We start from the raw sequence: 13,473 nt of genomic DNA, 5'->3' as shown, positions 1-13,473 counted from the left end.
AGATGGGGTGGACTTTTGCCCGTGCCCATCGCAGGCCCGCCTATGACGAACAAGCAGGCCGTCATGGACAGCATCGTCGACAGCGGCGTCACGGCAGTCATGCGAGACATCCCCGAAGACGACATCGTCGAGGTCGCCAAGGCGATCCACGCGGGCGGCGTCACGGCGCTTGAACTGACCGCCGACGCCAAGCGCTGTAGCGAGATGATCGCGAAGGTCGACCGCGCGCTGGAGGGGACCGACGCCGTCATCGGTGCCGGTACCGTGATGGACGCCGCCGCTGCGCGCAACGTCATCGAGGCCGGCGCGGAGTTCGTGCTCGCGCCCAATCTCAACGAAGAGGTCATCGAGGTCTGCAATCGCGAGAGTGTCGTCGCCATCCCCGGCGTCATGACACCGACCGAGGCCGACGCGGCGATGGCCGCCGGTGCGGACATCCTGAAGATGTTCCCCGCCAAGACCGTCGGTCCGAGCCACATCGGCGCGCTGCAGGGGCCACTCGGTGACGTGCCGATCATGCCGACCGGCGGCGTCTCCGCGGACAACGTCGACGACTACTTCGACGCTGGCGCAGTCGCCGTCGGCGCTGGCTCCGCGCTCGTGAACTACGAGGCCATCGAGGCCGGTGACATGGACGGCGTACGCGAGCAGGCCGCCGAGTTCGTCCAGGCCGTCGAAGACGCCCGGAACTGAGCGATCAGGCTCCGTTTTTTCACTCGGCGTTCGGGATCGAAACACTCAATCGCCGACCGTCGGTTCGCCCCGGCATGGCAGTCGCCATCGTCGGCGCGGCGATGACACAGTTCGGCCAGCGTGAGGCGTGGCTGCGCGAGCTACTGGCCGAGGCCGCGACGGCGTGTCTCGACGACGCCGGCGTCGGTCCCGACGAGGTCGAGCACCTGCTGGTCGCCCGCTCCAGTGGCGACTACGAGGGCGATGGCGGGCTGATGGCATCGCTCTCGGGCGATCTCGGGACCGATCCCGCCCACGCTCGCTGTGTCGATCAGACCTCCGCGGCCGGCGGCGCGGGCATCTACGCAGCGTGGCGGTCGGTCGCGAGCGGCGAGAGCGAGATGACGCTGCTGGTCGGTGGCGAGACGATGACCCACGCCTCGACGGCCGAGACGACGGACGGCGTGTCGGCGATCACCCATCCCTGCGAGTACAGACACGGCGTTACCATCCCCTCGTTTGCCGGACTCACCGCCCGCCACTATCTGGAGCGCTACGACGCGCCACGCGAGGCGCTGGCCGAAGTCGCTGTCAAGAACCACGCCCACGGCGTCGACAATCCGAAGGCCCACTTCCAGAAGAGGGTCGACGTGGAGACGGTGCTCGACTCACCAATCGTCGCCGACCCGCTCCGACTCTACGACTTCTGTCCGATCTCGGACGGGAGCGCCGCGTTACTCTTTACCACCGAGGAACGGGCCCGCGAACTCGCCCGGCCCTACGTCCGCGTCGCCGGCGTCGCCGGCGCGACCGGCACCCACGTCGTCCACCAGCGCGAGGATCTGACGACGATGCCGGCCGCCAGCGAGGCCGGCCGTCGGGCCTACGACCGGGCCGGACTCGGTCCCGAAGACATCGACGTGGCCGAACTCCACGACATGTTCACCATCCTCGAACTCCTCCAGATGGAGGCACTGGGGCTGGCCGACGCGGGCGCGGCGTGGCGCGACACCGTCGCCGGACGGACCCACCGAACGGGAGCCATGCCGATCAACACCTCCGGTGGTCTCAAGTCGAAAGGACATCCACTCTCGGCCTCTGGCGTCGCACAGGGGGTCGAACTGTTCGAGCAGTTGACCGACAGCGCGGGCCCGCGCCAGGTCGCGGCCGACGTGGGCCTCGCCTGCAACGTCGGGGGGTTCGGTAACTGCGTCGTGGTTACGGTGCTCGAACGCCCGTAGCGGGCGTATGCGCTGCGAGAAGGACCGTGTCGTTACACTGGGCTAGAGCGGGTCGTCGGACAGCACCACACAACAGCAGCCCAGTCGACCCGTCCGTCGACTGTATCGTCCCGATAGCAGCAATCGCCCTATGGTCCCGGCAGTGGCGCCCCGTCTCCAGTATTACTGTCTCGGTGGCTGTCAACTGCAGTCGTGTACCCACGGATTCGAAATCGTTGAACCGACATCGGCGATCCGTCCGAATAGCAGTTGTGTGTTCAGACATCCACCACTGGCGGAAAGAATAGTAAAATACTCTATTTCATTCCGGAAAACCTAATATTTATCAAATAGTGCCGTGGTGGCGATTAGTATGCAAACGAACGGACATCACTTGCTGCGTCGGCATCAGCTGAATCACTGTCGAGTGAGCGAGCGCGGAGGTGGCCGATGAGTGGGCTGTCGTCACTCCTCAGCAAGATTACACCGAACGCGATCCGCCGACGGTTCGCGCTGAAGTTCTTCATTGCACTGCTGTGTATCGGTGTCATGGTCGGCGGTGTCGGTGTCGCCGGGACCACACAGATCCAGTCGGAGTTCAAACAGCAGGTCGACGACAGACACGCCGATATCGCCCACGAAGAGGCCCAGCAACTGGCTGGCTGGAATCAGCAGAATCTCCAGTTCGTCTCGGCCGTCGCGAACACCGAGACCGTCCAGAACGGGAACACAACCGAGATCCAGAGCGTGGTCACCGCCCAGATGCGCAACCGCGGCGTCCTTGGTAGTAACGGCGACCGGACGGCGAACCTCCACTACGTAGACACGGCCAACGGCACCATCGAAGCGTCGACGAGAGCACAGTTCGTCGGCGAGAACATCGATACGCTCAACGGAACGGTTCGTCAGGCCCTTCAGGACACAGGGACGACAGTGACACCCGGATACCGGAGTGCCTCTGAGCAAGGGGACCCCTCTAGGCGGATCGCATACAGCAGCCCGATCCCCGAGCGTGATGGGGTCGTGGTCTACACCGTGCCGCTGAATCGCTACAGTTCGCGGCTCGAATCGAGCAGTGACAGTGCCACGTTCGTCGTCGATGCCCGGAATCAGGTCCTGTTTCGAGAGTCGCGTGGCAAGCGACTCGTCGACTACGGCGAAGACAACGGCGCAGCGGCCGCGGCACGTACTGCAGATCAATCCGGCGGCGGGGCCACCACTGGCGGTCCGGCGACGGGCGTCGTCGGCGAAACGTCCGCCATCGGTGACGACGAATACGTGGTCGGCTACGCCCGCGTTCCGAACACCGACTGGGTCGTCCTCGTCCACACGGACATCGATACCGCCTACGGCGTCGTCCGAAGCGTCGTCACACAGGGGCTGCTCGCCACGCTCGCGGGTGTCACGATCATCGGCGTCGTCGGTGCGGTGATCGGTCACAACACGTCTCGATCACTCGACCGGCTACGCGGAAAGGCCGAGACGATGCAGACTGGCGACCTCGACGTACAGATCGAGAGCGATCGAATCGACAGTATCGGCAATCTCTACGACGGTTTCGCGACGATGCGTGACTCGCTGCGCGAGCAGATCGACGAAGCCGAGCGCGCCCGTAAGGAGGCCGAAGTGGCGCGCACCGAGGCCATCGAGACCAACAACTATCTGGAAGGGAAAGCGCAGGCGTACTCTGTCGTCATGGATCGGGCCACGGCCGGCGACCTGACCCAGCGCATGGAGACCGACGGCGAGAACGACGCGATGGACGCCATCGCAAACGACTTCAACGCGATGATCGCGGAACTGGAAAAGACGATCGGCCAGTTAGAGACCTTCGCCGATCAGGTCGAAGAGTCTGGCACTGTCGTCGAGACCAGCGCCGAGAGTGTCCGCATCGCTGCCGAACAGGTCGCCACGTCGATCCAGACGATCTCCGACGACACCAACGAGCAACGCGAGAAGGTCCGTCGCGCCGCCGAAGCCGTCGACGAAGCGATCGATGCACTCGACGCGGGTGACCTCGAAGCGGGCCACCGGGCACTCGACACCGTCGCGACACGGCTCGATACCGTTGCACAGCACACCGACGAGACGCTCTCGGAGGCGGAAACGGTCGCCGGTGCCGCCGAAGAACAGGCCGCAGAACTCAACGAGGTGTCCAAACAGGCCGACAAACTGGTACACTACGTCCAGCCACTCGCCGACGTGATCGGGCGCTTCGAGACCGACGAACAACACGAGTTCGTCTTCACGCAAGGCCCGACTCGCGTCGAAGACACCGACGACTGATCGGCGGTCGGTGTGAGGCAGGTGAGCGAAACCCAAAATTCGCAGTCGGTCGCCGATTTACTCGTCGACGAGCAATCGGTCGACGACCGCCTCGGGATCGAACCGTTCGAGGTCGTCGTAGTCCTGCCCGGTCCCCAGAAAGAGGATCGGCTTCCCGGTGACGTGGGCGATCGAGATGGCCGCGCCACCCTGTGGATCGGCGTCGGCCTTCGTCAGTACTGCGCCGTCGATCTCGGCTGCCTCGTCGAACTCGCGAGCGCGGTTGACCGCGTCCTGTCCGGCGACGGCCTCGTCGACGAAGATGGTCATATCCGGGTCGATCACCCGGTCGATCTTCTCCAGTTGGGCCATCAGGTCGTCGGAGGTGTGGAGTCGCCCGGCCGTATCGCCGAGTACCACGTCCGTGTCGTGGGCCTCGGCGTACTCGACGGCGTCGTAGATGACAGCCGCGGGGTCCGATCCCTGCTCGTGGGAGATGAGCGTCCGGTCGAGGTTGTCGGCGTGTTTCTGGAGTTGCTCGTTCGCACCAGCACGGTAGGTGTCCCCGTTGGCGAGCACGGTCGACAGCCCCTGCCCTTCGAGGCGTTCGGAGAGTTTCGCGATGGTCGTCGTCTTTCCGACGCCGTTGACGCCGGTGAAGATGATGACGACGGGCTTGTCGGCCTCGCGGATGCGCTGCTCGAAGTCGAACTGGCCGACGCTGATCACGTCGTACAGCGCCTCACGAAGGGCGTCACGGACGAGGTTGCCCGTACTGGAGAGGCGGCGACGGGTCTCGCCGACGAGGTTCTCCCTGACGCCATCGAGGATCTCGCCGGCGACGCCCATCTCCACGTCGCTGGACAGCAGGGCCAGTTCCAGATCGTCGAGATGCCCCTCCAGATCGTCCTCGTCGATGATCGACTTGCCCGTGGCGAGAATCTTGGCCTTCTCTGTCAGGCCGCGGTCGTCGGCAGCGTCGTCCGCTTCGTCGGCAGCGTCGGGCGAGTCACCGGCCTCGTCGAGGTCGGCGTCGTCGGTCGACGCGGCGGCTTCTTCGGGCTCGCTCTCGACGGCAGCGTCGTCACTCTCTGTCTCCGCCTCTGCCTCGGCGGCTTCCTGTGCCTCCTCGTCGACGTCCTCTTCGACATCGGAGGTGAAGCTGCCGAGCTTGTCTTTCAGTCCGTCGAACATCGGCTCCTACCTTACTCGTCGTCGCCTTCTTCCTGCTGCTGTTGCATCATCTGCTGCATCTGCTGTTGTTGCATCTGCTGGGCCTGCTGTTGCATCTGCTCGGCCTCGGCTTCGAGTTCGGAGATGTCGCCCTGCAGGTCCTCGATGCGGTCGTCGATGGTGTCTTTCTTCGTTTCGAGGCTGGCGATAGCGCCGTCCTCGTCACGCTCTGCGGCATAGCCGCCACCCAGCGAGACGATGACCTCGTCGATGTCCTGAATCTCGGCACGGAGGTAGGCGTCGCCGCCCAGCGGAACCTGCACCGTGTCGCCGCTGTCGAGCGTCTCGACGGCCTCGATGGCCTCGTCGATCTCGGTCTGCTCGGTACGGAGGCTCTCGATCTCCTCCTCGATAGCTTCCTGTTCCTGCTCGATCTGTTCGATCTCCTGCTGGATCTGCTGCATCTGGCCGCCGCCACCGCCGCCACCGCCCATCATTGTGCCACCTCACTGATGTCGACCTGTGTGCGCTTGAGACCGTGCTCGGAACCGAAAGCAGCGAAGGCTCGGTCGCGCGCGACGTTCTCGTTCGGTGCCTCGATAGACTTCTCGAACTCCTGTGGGCCGTCGCGGGACTCGAACGTTCCCGTGACCGTGAACTCACTCATGCCTCTGGATGTGGCGGGGACAGGGAAGTATCTTCTCCTTGCGATACGCGTGACAGCGGCCCACAGCGACCGTCGTCGCCATCCGTCGACGGAGTAGCCGCTGGCTACGGGAACGGTATCGACGCCATTGCAAAGCCGGTGTGACCACGACCAGACGACGATGGCGAGCGAGCGCACGATTCGACGACGACGGGTGCTGGCGCTTGCCGGGAGTGGGCTGGCGGGTCTCGCCGGCTGTCCCGGTCGGAACGACACGGAGGAATCGACGGCGACGACCATCGAGACGGCGACCACGACCGAACGAGAGGGGGCATCCACGGCGGGCAGCGAGACAGGGGCCACGGCACGGTCGGCTGGCTTCAGCGACGACTTCGCTGGCGGTCGACTCGGGCAGTACCGCCCGATCACCGGCTCACACGAATCGTGGTCGGTGACGGCTGGGATCGACGGCAACAGTGCGCTCGTGGACACGGTCGACACTGGCGCTGAAGCGCTGCTCGCACCGCCGGCCGGTGCGCTTCGGTGGCCCGGTGGTGGGACGATCAGCGTCGACTTCCGGTTTGGCTCCGACCCACAGTTTCGCGACTGCACGGTCGGCATCGGCGACGTGCCGGACGGAGCCAGTACGTACGTGCAGGTGCGCCCACAACAGCTGGTCGTCAGCGGACCCACCGGCGGGTTCCGGCAGCGATTCCCCGAGATCGGTGCCGAGGGGACCCACCGGCTCGAAATCGAACTGACAGACGAACGGATCACCGCCGCTGTCGACGGCGATCATCGGGTCGAACTGGCCGTCGGCGAGTCCCTGCCGGCGGGGACGGTCGCGTTCGGAATCGAAGAAAGCCCAAACGGAGCGGGCGGAAAGACGTGGTTCGACGATCTGACGATCAGTCCGACAGAATGAGCAGCGAGTCGGCAGGCTAGTCGATGTAGCCCAGTGCGTCCTCGATGCGACCCAGTTCCGGGCCGCTCGTGTCCTGTCCGACGACGTAGCCGTTCTCGTTGGCGAGCAGGCCAGAGCCGACCAGCGGCCCACCGTAGTTGATCGTCCCGATGTCGGCCGGCACGTCGAGGAGTGCTTCGAGGGCGTCGAGTTCCGGGTCGGTCGCTTTCGGGTGACAGAGGACGCCGCGGTTCGTGGCGACGGCGGCGGTGCCGACCGTCTCGACATCCGCGAGCGTGCCGCGTTCGACTGGGACGTCGAGTGCGTCCTCGACGGCGGCGACGGCCTCGTCCGAGAGGGTGGCGTGGACGTAGGCACCGCTGTCGTTACAGAGGACCACGTTGCCGGCGGCGTTGATTCGACCCGGCAGTTCGTGGACCGGCAGGTCGACGGCCTCGGTGATCCGGTCGATTTCGAGGTCGCTGACGCGACTGGAGACGAGCAGCCCGTTCTCGTTCCCGGTCGCGAGCGCGCCGACGGTCCCGGAGCCACCGACCGTCGTCGGGACGACCGGCACACCAAGCTCTGCACCGAGGTCGTCCTGCAACGACTCCTCGATGTCGGGGCGAACTAGCAGACAGTCGTCCGTCGTCCGGGCGAAGACACCGATGTACGACGAACCCGAGAAAGCCGCGCGGAGCAAGATTTACTCTGCAGTCTCGGCTTCCACGACGCTCTCGCCCTCTTCGTCGAAGCGGGCGGCACGCACGCGGAGTTTACTCGGCGGGTTCGACCGGCCGCGCTCCCAGATCGCTTCGTTGATCGAGGGGTCGAGGCGGACGGTGTCCTCGTCGACGGCGAAGTGCTTCGCGAGGTGCTCGCGGATCAGCGTCATCGCCTTGTCTGCTTTCTTGTGGTTCGCTTCGGCGTCGGCGTCACGAAGCGGGACGGTGACGACCCGCTCTTCGAAGTCGTTGGCGCTCATTATTCGTCAGTGTTGCTCCGTCGCCAGTTGCGGCGCTTGTGATTTCGCTGGACCTCGCGGTCGGTCTTGAGCATGACCCACGCGGGAATCCGACTGTTCTGTCGGTCGAGCTTCGCCAGTCGCTTCTTCTGGGCTTTGGATTTCCGGCTCATGATGTGCGTCCTTTCCGCGCCGTAGCTTAAATGTGTGTTCTTTTCGACCAACGTGGCGCACCGTCGTCTCGAACGCCGACAACGAGCGGCGTTATCACCGATAGAAACTGGGCAGTTACGATTAAGCGGTTGAAAACTGGATAGTATCATAGATGAAAAGAAGGGGTTTCCTGCAGGCGATCGGCGCTGGAGCGTCACTGGGAACCGCCGGTTGTCTTGGACTGGGTGGGGAAGCGATCGTGAGCGTCCAGAAGAGTGTTCGCGTCGAACCCGGCAGTGGCTGGGTCGAGGAGATTCCCGACATCTCGGACACCGGCGGTGCGATCTCCTACACGGTCCGGTCGGACGACCGGCGCTTCGACGTGTACTTTTTCGCCGGCGAGGACGAGTACGAACACTACGAGGCGTACATCAAAGGCCGAGAGCCGGACCGTACGCCGGCCGGATACGAAGCGTTCAGCAAAGTTGCTCTTCCGCGGGACGGCGACGGATCGACGTACGAAGCCGCGACACAGGACGGCGGGGCAAGGGAGTCGATCGACGTGGGTGGTCCCTACTACTTCGTCGTCGACCACTCCAGTTACCGGATGGAGAACCGCGTCGACGAGTTCGCGGAACCGCTCGCAGCGTTCGTCGATCTGGAAGTCGTGAAGAATCGGTTCTGACTACACGAACGCCAGTGGCACCATCAGTAACACGCCGGTGAGCGCGCCCGTCACGAGTTCCCGTTTCCCGCCGCCCGGAAGTCCCTTGCCGTAGTCCAGTGCCTCGGGAACGAACTCCGTCGCGACGAGATAGATCATCGCGCCGGCCGCAAAGCCAAAGCCGAAGGGGAGAAACTCCCGGGCCAGACGGACAGAGGCGAAAGCGATGACCGCGCCGATGGGCTGGGGCAGCGACGAGAAGACGGCCCACCACACCATCTTCCACTCGCTGATCTCCATCGAGCGCAGTGGAATCGAGATGGCGACCCCTTCCGGGACGTTGTGGATGGATATGGCGATGGTCATAAACACCGCAAGCACCGGGATCGCGACGCCGAACACGCCGATGGTCTCCGCACTGGCGAACCCCAGTTCGGCGAACGAGACGCCGATAGCGACGCCCTCGGGGAAACTGTGGATCGTCAGCACGCCCAGAATCAACACGAGTTTCTTGAAATCCGCGGCTTCGAACTGTTTGGGGTGGTGATCGAAAGAGTCGACCACGCTGTGCCCGGCGACGACCAGCACGACGCCGGCAAGCAGACCGGGCACGAGCAAGAGTGCTGACCCGTACGCGAGTCCTTCCCGCACGAGACCGAAGAGTGATGCCGAGACCATGATCCCCGAGGCGACACCCCAGAGCGCGACGTTCCACCGGTCGCTGAAGTCCTCGACCAGAAAGAAGGGGATCGCTCCAAGCCCCGTCGCCAGCGCAGTTATCAAACCAGCGACAAACACGAGAGCGAGGTTCTCGACGAGTGCCATACCGGTGCTTGCCCGTGGACGGTAATAAGACCTATCACCAATATGACTATTTTTCGGGAGACCTAAACTGCCGACTGCGCCCACCCAGTCCTAGAACACCTATAATTCTGCCGAGAGACCCCACATCCTTGGACGATACCGGATACATTATCAGACATAGCACCACCTACCGCCACCTTGAAGCAAACATTTATACAATAATTCGCAGTAACCGAGTGTATGTCAACCACGAAGTCGACCAGCAGTGAACGATCGTTCGCTATCGAAGAGCCAGTCGGGCCGGACGGCGCGCTCACCGTCCGCGAGACGACGACCGACGAGGTGTATCACGTCGTCGATTACGCCGATCGGATGGTCAAAGAGAAGCTGGCCGCACGCCCGGTCGGGAGCACCGTCCGACTCGAACTGGCCCCTGCCGACCCCGAGGGACTCGACTGGGTCGTAACTCGGGTCAAGCCCGGTGCGCCGCTGGCTCCCGGTCTCTAATCGAGCGGGATCGATTCGACCGTCGAGTACGTCGGGCCGTCGTTCCCAAGGACGCTCTCTGTCAATCGAATCTCCTCGACGCGTCGCTCACCCACTACTGGCTCGCGCTCGCGGACGACGTTTTGGACACGTTCCTTGCCGCCAGCGTGTTGCAATCGCCCGAGCGTGACGTGTGGCGTGAAGTCGTGGTCGTCCGGTTCGAATCCCATCGCCGTCGTCCGCTGCTCGATTGCCTCGTGGAGGGCGGTCAGTGCCGCGCTGCCCGCGCCGACGCCCAGCCAGACGACGCTGATGTAGTCGAGACTCGGAAAGACGCCCAGTCCCTCGAACGAGGCGGTGAAGGGTGCCACACCACTGTCCGTGACGGCCCGTTCGAGTTGGGCGACGAGGTCGTCGACGCGCGCGGGGTCGGTGTCACCGAGGAATTTCAGCGTGACGTGGGCCTGAGCTGGGTCGACGAGCGTGAGGCCACTCGCGTCCGCCAAGGGTTCCTGTGCTGTGGCGACCGCCTCGGTCAGTCCGTCGAGGTCGACGCTGACGAACAGTCGCTTTCCCATACCGGGAGATCGGTCGCCGTCGACTTGAGCGTTGCAGGACACCACCACTAAGACCGTCGCCACCGGACGGAGGCGTATGGACGACGTTGCCCTCCTCCGCCGGACCGTCCGTCGCTGTACCGCCCTCCTGATCTTCGTGATCGGTGCCGCCCTCGAAGCGGGGACGGCACGCCCGACCCCGATCGCTGCGATCTTAGTGGTCGGGAGCGGACTGTACCTGCTCGTGAGCGTCCTCTTCGTCGGCCGGTCGGCCGACAGACGCAGGGCCGCCGACGGGAAATGAGATGCTGACCCGGTGACGTAGCCCTTAACCCTCCTGACCGCCAACCCGGGACTATGACTGATCGAGAGCGCGACGACCACGAGTTCTCCTCCGGGCAGGGCTTTGGCGACCCCTACGAGGGGTTCGACATCGATCCGCCGGAACTCTCCGTCGACACGGACAAGGTCGACCCAGTCGACTCCCGTGTCCTCACGGACATGCTCGACGAGGGCAACATGCCCGCCGACGACGTCGACGCCGAGCAACTGCTTGAAGTCGGCGTCTCCTACGTCCACATCAATCGCCACGAGCAGGCCGCCGAAACCTTCGAGCGGGCCGCTCGGTTCACCGACGACGACCGGATCGAACAAGAGGCGTGGACGAACAAGGGCGCGGCCCACGCCGAACTCGAAGAGTGGGACGCTGCCATCGGCGCGTACAAAGAGGCCCTCGACGTGCTCGAAGATTCCGAGCACGCCGCGACGGCGGAGACGAACCTCGCCTACGCACTGTGGGAGTCGGGCCGGACCGAGCAGGCACTGGAACACGCCGAACGCGCCGTCGAGATCGATCCCCGCTTCGCCGAAGCCTGGTACAACCGCGGCTTCTTCCTGCTCGAACGTGGGCTGGCCGAGGACGCCGTCAACGCCTTCGACAACGCAACCCGACTCGGCTTCCGTAACCCCGACATCCTCGAAGAGAAGGCCCGCGCGCTCGAAGAGATGGAGGAGTTCGAACGCGCCGAAGACCTCGTCGAAGAGGCCGAAGAACTGCGCGAGCAGGCCGAACAGGAACTCGTCGACGAACGAACCGGATGATACTCAACGAACGCGACACCGACGAGGGGACGCTCGTCTCGGTCTGTGACCCCGACGTGCTCGGCGAGACCTTCGAGAACGGCCAGGTCTCGCTGACCGTCGACGAGGGGTTCTACGACGGCGAGGAAGTCGACGAACAGGCCGTCGTCGACAGCCTCGCGCGCTGCTCGGTCGCCAACCTCGTCGGCACCGACGCCGTCTCACTCGCGATCGAACACGGTTTCGTCGACGAGGAGAACGTGCTCGACCTCGACGGGACGCTGCACGCCCAGTTGCTCTGGCTGTGACCGAATCCGGGCCGTCGCCCCCAGGTGCTGGCACAACTCTAAATGTTTCGAGATCGAACATTCTTCCAGTATGAATTATCGGCAGGCCAGTCGGCGGTCCGACGACGAGAACGGACAGGTATCGTCGGGCGGAGAGGACGACCGCCCGGTACGTGAGCGACTCCGGGCAGGCGCGCGCCGAGGCGTGAAGTCGGGCCTCGTCGCGGGCGTCGCCGGCGGTGCAATAGCGCTGCGGGGACTGGACTCGCTCCGCCGTCGTCGGTGGGGACGTGCAACCCTCCAGTTGTTCGCAGGCGGTCTGTTACTGGCCGTCGCACGGGCACAGCGGGCCAGCACGGGCGGCCGAGACAGCGAGCAGACGACAGTCGACGCGTTCGCCGAGACACAGGACACTGGCTCGGCCGACGCCGTCCCCGGGTCCAAGGAGGAAGTCGACGAACGAGGAGACACCGGCGCGACGGCACAGACTGGTGCGGAGAGCGAGGAACCCCCGAAGTACGCAGACGAGGTCGGAAGCGGTGCCGAGTCGGTCGATGCGACCGACGCAGGGACCGCGATCGGCGAGACATACGAACGACTCGGCGAGGCGGCCTTCGACGAGTACCGCAACGAGGTTCCAGCACCCCAGCAGGCCTTCGACCGACAGTTCCTCACGCTCGGGAGTGAAGTCGCGTGGGGAATCCGCGAGGCCGACGACGTCGTACTGGTCTCGAACGACTACGACGCGATCACGACGCGTGAGGGCGTCCGCTACGTCGCGAGTAGTCGGATCGACGACGAGCGGACGGTCTCGATCCCGGACAGCGTCGTGAACCACTGGGACGAGATGGCCGCCACGGACGCGGGCGTCGTCGGCGGCGATGACCTGCATTTTGGCGTCACTGACAGTCTGGCGGCCGACCGCGTCCTGGTCGTCGTTCCCGAGGAGTGGCGCGACGACCTCGATTGGGAGACGTAACGCCGTCCGTCGGACACACCACTTGAAGGGGGTCGCGGGCGAGCGGTCGGGCGATGGACTCGCGCGATCACGCCGTCCTCTCCGTCGTCGTCGCCGTCGGTGCCGTCCTCGTACTCGATCTGCTCGTCGGCTGGCCGGTGGCGCTCGTCGTCGCACTCCTCGCAGGGGTCGGCATCGACGTCGATCACTTCCTCGTCGCTCGCCTGACGACCGGCGAGTGGCAGGCGCTCCGGCGGTGTCTGGCGAATCCACGGCTCGTCTTCCTCGGGCAGGACCGGATCTTCGACTCGGGATCGATCTGGCCGCTGCAGCGTCTCCTCATACTGTCGGCTGTAAATCTGTGAAGAATTTTGCGACCCCGGGTCGCAAATATCTTGAAACAGTTACAGCCGACAGTATCAGTCACGTCCTGATCGTGGGCGTGGTCGTCCCCGCACTCGCGCTGTGGGATCTTTCGATGACCGCCTTCGTCGCTGCGGTCCTGTACGTCCACCTGCTCGCCGACCTCGTCTGGGACGTGTCTCGACTGGACGAGTACCACCGTCAGATACGGGCGTCGACGGGACCAGAGCGCGAGTGACACTGTCCAGCGGGTCGGGGAACCGAAGGAAAGTTGCCC

The 13,473-nt window shown here is 64.7% G+C and carries 20 protein-coding genes; 12 read left to right on the top strand and 8 right to left on the bottom strand.

Annotated features, from left to right (window positions below; translation table 11 throughout):
* Positions 1 to 42: 42 nt before the first annotated feature.
* From AC5FRW_RS00670 to AC5FRW_RS00660, 3 genes are all read left to right on the top strand, one after another.
* A complete protein-coding gene (locus AC5FRW_RS00670) occupies positions 43 to 693 on the top strand; it encodes a bifunctional 4-hydroxy-2-oxoglutarate aldolase/2-dehydro-3-deoxy-phosphogluconate aldolase (protein ID WP_493566488.1) in 651 nt (216 codons plus the stop codon).
* A gap of 74 nt (positions 694 to 767) precedes the next feature.
* Positions 768 to 1,913 (top strand): thiolase family protein, encoded by a 1,146-nt coding sequence (locus tag AC5FRW_RS00665; protein ID WP_493566487.1) that lies wholly within the window; start codon positions 768 to 770, stop codon positions 1,911 to 1,913.
* Between the two features lie 429 nt (positions 1,914 to 2,342).
* Positions 2,343 to 4,178 carry a PDC sensor domain-containing protein gene (locus tag AC5FRW_RS00660; protein ID WP_493566486.1) on the top strand — a complete coding sequence of 612 codons (1,836 nt, stop codon included), beginning with the start codon at positions 2,343 to 2,345 and terminating at the stop codon, positions 4,176 to 4,178.
* A gap of 57 nt (positions 4,179 to 4,235) precedes the next feature.
* Here AC5FRW_RS00660 and ftsY read toward each other — a convergent pair whose 3' ends face one another.
* From ftsY to rpl18a, 3 genes are read right to left on the bottom strand one after another with little or no spacing between them, the layout of a single operon-like run.
* Positions 4,236 to 5,351: a signal recognition particle-docking protein FtsY gene (gene ftsY, locus AC5FRW_RS00655; RefSeq protein ID WP_493566485.1), complete on the bottom strand. Its 1,116-nt coding sequence runs from the start codon at positions 5,349 to 5,351 to the stop codon at positions 4,236 to 4,238.
* Between the two features lie 11 nt (positions 5,352 to 5,362).
* Entirely contained in the window at positions 5,363 to 5,827 is a 465-nt protein-coding gene (pfdA, locus tag AC5FRW_RS00650; RefSeq protein ID WP_493566484.1) for a prefoldin subunit alpha, read from the bottom strand.
* Positions 5,824 to 5,997, bottom strand: coding sequence for a 50S ribosomal protein L18Ae (gene rpl18a / locus AC5FRW_RS00645; RefSeq protein WP_493566483.1), 174 nt, complete (start codon positions 5,995 to 5,997; stop codon positions 5,824 to 5,826). The genes pfdA and rpl18a overlap by 4 nt, the downstream gene beginning before the upstream one ends.
* A 160-nt stretch (positions 5,998 to 6,157) precedes the next feature.
* Between rpl18a and AC5FRW_RS00640 the strand changes: the two genes are divergently transcribed.
* Positions 6,158 to 6,901 (top strand): hypothetical protein, encoded by a 744-nt coding sequence (locus AC5FRW_RS00640; RefSeq protein WP_493566482.1) that lies wholly within the window; start codon positions 6,158 to 6,160, stop codon positions 6,899 to 6,901.
* A gap of 16 nt (positions 6,902 to 6,917) precedes the next feature.
* Here AC5FRW_RS00640 and AC5FRW_RS00635 read toward each other — a convergent pair whose 3' ends face one another.
* Genes AC5FRW_RS00635 through AC5FRW_RS00625 form a run of 3 tightly spaced genes read right to left on the bottom strand, consistent with a single transcriptional unit; the run spans position 6,918 to position 8,017 of the window.
* A complete protein-coding gene (locus AC5FRW_RS00635) occupies positions 6,918 to 7,583 on the bottom strand; it encodes a translation initiation factor IF-6 (RefSeq protein ID WP_493566481.1) in 666 nt (221 codons plus the stop codon).
* A gap of 3 nt (positions 7,584 to 7,586) precedes the next feature.
* Entirely contained in the window at positions 7,587 to 7,865 is a 279-nt protein-coding gene (locus tag AC5FRW_RS00630; RefSeq protein WP_493566480.1) for a 50S ribosomal protein L31e, read from the bottom strand.
* Positions 7,865 to 8,017, bottom strand: a complete 153-nt coding sequence (locus AC5FRW_RS00625) for a 50S ribosomal protein L39e (protein ID WP_493566479.1) — start codon at positions 8,015 to 8,017, stop codon at positions 7,865 to 7,867. Before AC5FRW_RS00625 ends, AC5FRW_RS00630 begins: the two co-directional genes overlap by 1 nt.
* A gap of 152 nt (positions 8,018 to 8,169) precedes the next feature.
* Here AC5FRW_RS00625 and AC5FRW_RS00620 point away from each other — a divergent pair, with 152 nt between their 5' ends.
* A complete protein-coding gene (locus tag AC5FRW_RS00620; RefSeq protein WP_493566478.1) occupies positions 8,170 to 8,682 on the top strand; it encodes a hypothetical protein in 513 nt (170 codons plus the stop codon).
* Here AC5FRW_RS00620 and AC5FRW_RS00615 read toward each other — a convergent pair whose 3' ends face one another.
* Entirely contained in the window at positions 8,683 to 9,486 is an 804-nt protein-coding gene (locus AC5FRW_RS00615) for a ZIP family metal transporter (RefSeq protein ID WP_493566477.1), read from the bottom strand.
* A 219-nt stretch (positions 9,487 to 9,705) separates the two neighbouring features.
* On the opposite strand from AC5FRW_RS00615, the gene AC5FRW_RS00610 reads away from it, so the two are divergent.
* Positions 9,706 to 9,972, top strand: coding sequence for a DUF7999 family protein (locus AC5FRW_RS00610; RefSeq protein ID WP_493566476.1), 267 nt, complete (start codon positions 9,706 to 9,708; stop codon positions 9,970 to 9,972).
* Here AC5FRW_RS00610 and thpR read toward each other — a convergent pair.
* Complete coding sequence (thpR, locus tag AC5FRW_RS00605) at positions 9,969 to 10,529, bottom strand: RNA 2',3'-cyclic phosphodiesterase (RefSeq protein ID WP_493566475.1); 561 nt, start codon at positions 10,527 to 10,529, stop codon at positions 9,969 to 9,971. The two genes, AC5FRW_RS00610 and thpR, sit on opposite strands and share 4 nt — an antisense overlap.
* A gap of 76 nt (positions 10,530 to 10,605) precedes the next feature.
* Here thpR and AC5FRW_RS00600 point away from each other — a divergent pair, with 76 nt between their 5' ends.
* The 6 genes from AC5FRW_RS00600 (at position 10,606) to AC5FRW_RS00575 (ending at position 13,434) form a co-directional block, all read left to right on the top strand.
* On the top strand, positions 10,606 to 10,812 hold the full coding sequence (locus AC5FRW_RS00600; RefSeq protein ID WP_493566474.1) for a hypothetical protein: 207 nt from the start codon (positions 10,606 to 10,608) through the stop codon (positions 10,810 to 10,812).
* A 53-nt stretch (positions 10,813 to 10,865) separates the two neighbouring features.
* Positions 10,866 to 11,609 (top strand): tetratricopeptide repeat protein, encoded by a 744-nt coding sequence (locus tag AC5FRW_RS00595; RefSeq protein ID WP_493566473.1) that lies wholly within the window; start codon positions 10,866 to 10,868, stop codon positions 11,607 to 11,609.
* Positions 11,606 to 11,896 carry a DUF424 domain-containing protein gene (locus tag AC5FRW_RS00590; RefSeq protein WP_493566472.1) on the top strand — a complete coding sequence of 97 codons (291 nt, stop codon included), beginning with the start codon at positions 11,606 to 11,608 and terminating at the stop codon, positions 11,894 to 11,896. The genes AC5FRW_RS00595 and AC5FRW_RS00590 overlap by 4 nt, the downstream gene beginning before the upstream one ends.
* Before the next feature lie 70 nt (positions 11,897 to 11,966).
* Positions 11,967 to 12,854 (top strand): hypothetical protein, encoded by an 888-nt coding sequence (locus AC5FRW_RS00585; RefSeq protein WP_493566471.1) that lies wholly within the window; start codon positions 11,967 to 11,969, stop codon positions 12,852 to 12,854.
* Positions 12,855 to 12,907: 53 nt separating this feature from the next.
* Positions 12,908 to 13,198: a hypothetical protein gene (locus tag AC5FRW_RS00580; RefSeq protein ID WP_493566470.1), complete on the top strand. Its 291-nt coding sequence runs from the start codon at positions 12,908 to 12,910 to the stop codon at positions 13,196 to 13,198.
* 71 nt (positions 13,199 to 13,269) lie between these two features.
* Positions 13,270 to 13,434 (top strand): hypothetical protein, encoded by a 165-nt coding sequence (locus AC5FRW_RS00575; protein ID WP_493566469.1) that lies wholly within the window; start codon positions 13,270 to 13,272, stop codon positions 13,432 to 13,434.
* Positions 13,435 to 13,473: the final 39 nt, after the last annotated feature.

The sequence above is a fragment of the Halomicrobium sp. HArcht3-1 genome (genome assembly GCF_058933345.1).
Note: the sequence above shows the minus strand (reverse complement) of the source record. Positions and strands in the feature narration are given on the sequence as shown.

What these genes read in the sequence shown, in the direction of transcription:
- AC5FRW_RS00610 (WP_493566476.1), top strand. Translation starts at nt 9,706, where the DNA reads ATGTCAACCACGAAGTCGACCAGCAGTGAACGATCGTTCGCTATCGAA.
- AC5FRW_RS00615 (WP_493566477.1), bottom strand. Translation starts at nt 9,486, where the DNA reads ATGGCACTCGTCGAGAACCTCGCTCTCGTGTTTGTCGCTGGTTTGATA.
- AC5FRW_RS00595 (WP_493566473.1), top strand. Translation starts at nt 10,866, where the DNA reads ATGACTGATCGAGAGCGCGACGACCACGAGTTCTCCTCCGGGCAGGGC.
- AC5FRW_RS00620 (WP_493566478.1), top strand. Translation starts at nt 8,170, where the DNA reads ATGAAAAGAAGGGGTTTCCTGCAGGCGATCGGCGCTGGAGCGTCACTG.
- AC5FRW_RS00580 (WP_493566470.1), top strand. Translation starts at nt 12,908, where the DNA reads ATGGACTCGCGCGATCACGCCGTCCTCTCCGTCGTCGTCGCCGTCGGT.
- AC5FRW_RS00600 (WP_493566474.1), top strand. Translation starts at nt 10,606, where the DNA reads ATGGACGACGTTGCCCTCCTCCGCCGGACCGTCCGTCGCTGTACCGCC.
- AC5FRW_RS00665 (WP_493566487.1), top strand. Translation starts at nt 768, where the DNA reads ATGGCAGTCGCCATCGTCGGCGCGGCGATGACACAGTTCGGCCAGCGT.
- AC5FRW_RS00630 (WP_493566480.1), bottom strand. Translation starts at nt 7,865, where the DNA reads ATGAGCGCCAACGACTTCGAAGAGCGGGTCGTCACCGTCCCGCTTCGT.
- AC5FRW_RS00670 (WP_493566488.1), top strand. Translation starts at nt 43, where the DNA reads ATGACGAACAAGCAGGCCGTCATGGACAGCATCGTCGACAGCGGCGTC.
- AC5FRW_RS00625 (WP_493566479.1), bottom strand. Translation starts at nt 8,017, where the DNA reads ATGAGCCGGAAATCCAAAGCCCAGAAGAAGCGACTGGCGAAGCTCGAC.
- ftsY (WP_493566485.1), bottom strand. Translation starts at nt 5,351, where the DNA reads ATGTTCGACGGACTGAAAGACAAGCTCGGCAGCTTCACCTCCGATGTC.
- AC5FRW_RS00660 (WP_493566486.1), top strand. Translation starts at nt 2,343, where the DNA reads ATGAGTGGGCTGTCGTCACTCCTCAGCAAGATTACACCGAACGCGATC.
- AC5FRW_RS00640 (WP_493566482.1), top strand. Translation starts at nt 6,158, where the DNA reads ATGGCGAGCGAGCGCACGATTCGACGACGACGGGTGCTGGCGCTTGCC.
- thpR (WP_493566475.1), bottom strand. Translation starts at nt 10,529, where the DNA reads ATGGGAAAGCGACTGTTCGTCAGCGTCGACCTCGACGGACTGACCGAG.
- AC5FRW_RS00590 (WP_493566472.1), top strand. Translation starts at nt 11,606, where the DNA reads ATGATACTCAACGAACGCGACACCGACGAGGGGACGCTCGTCTCGGTC.
- AC5FRW_RS00585 (WP_493566471.1), top strand. Translation starts at nt 11,967, where the DNA reads ATGAATTATCGGCAGGCCAGTCGGCGGTCCGACGACGAGAACGGACAG.
- pfdA (WP_493566484.1), bottom strand. Translation starts at nt 5,827, where the DNA reads ATGATGGGCGGTGGCGGCGGTGGCGGCGGCCAGATGCAGCAGATCCAG.
- rpl18a (WP_493566483.1), bottom strand. Translation starts at nt 5,997, where the DNA reads ATGAGTGAGTTCACGGTCACGGGAACGTTCGAGTCCCGCGACGGCCCA.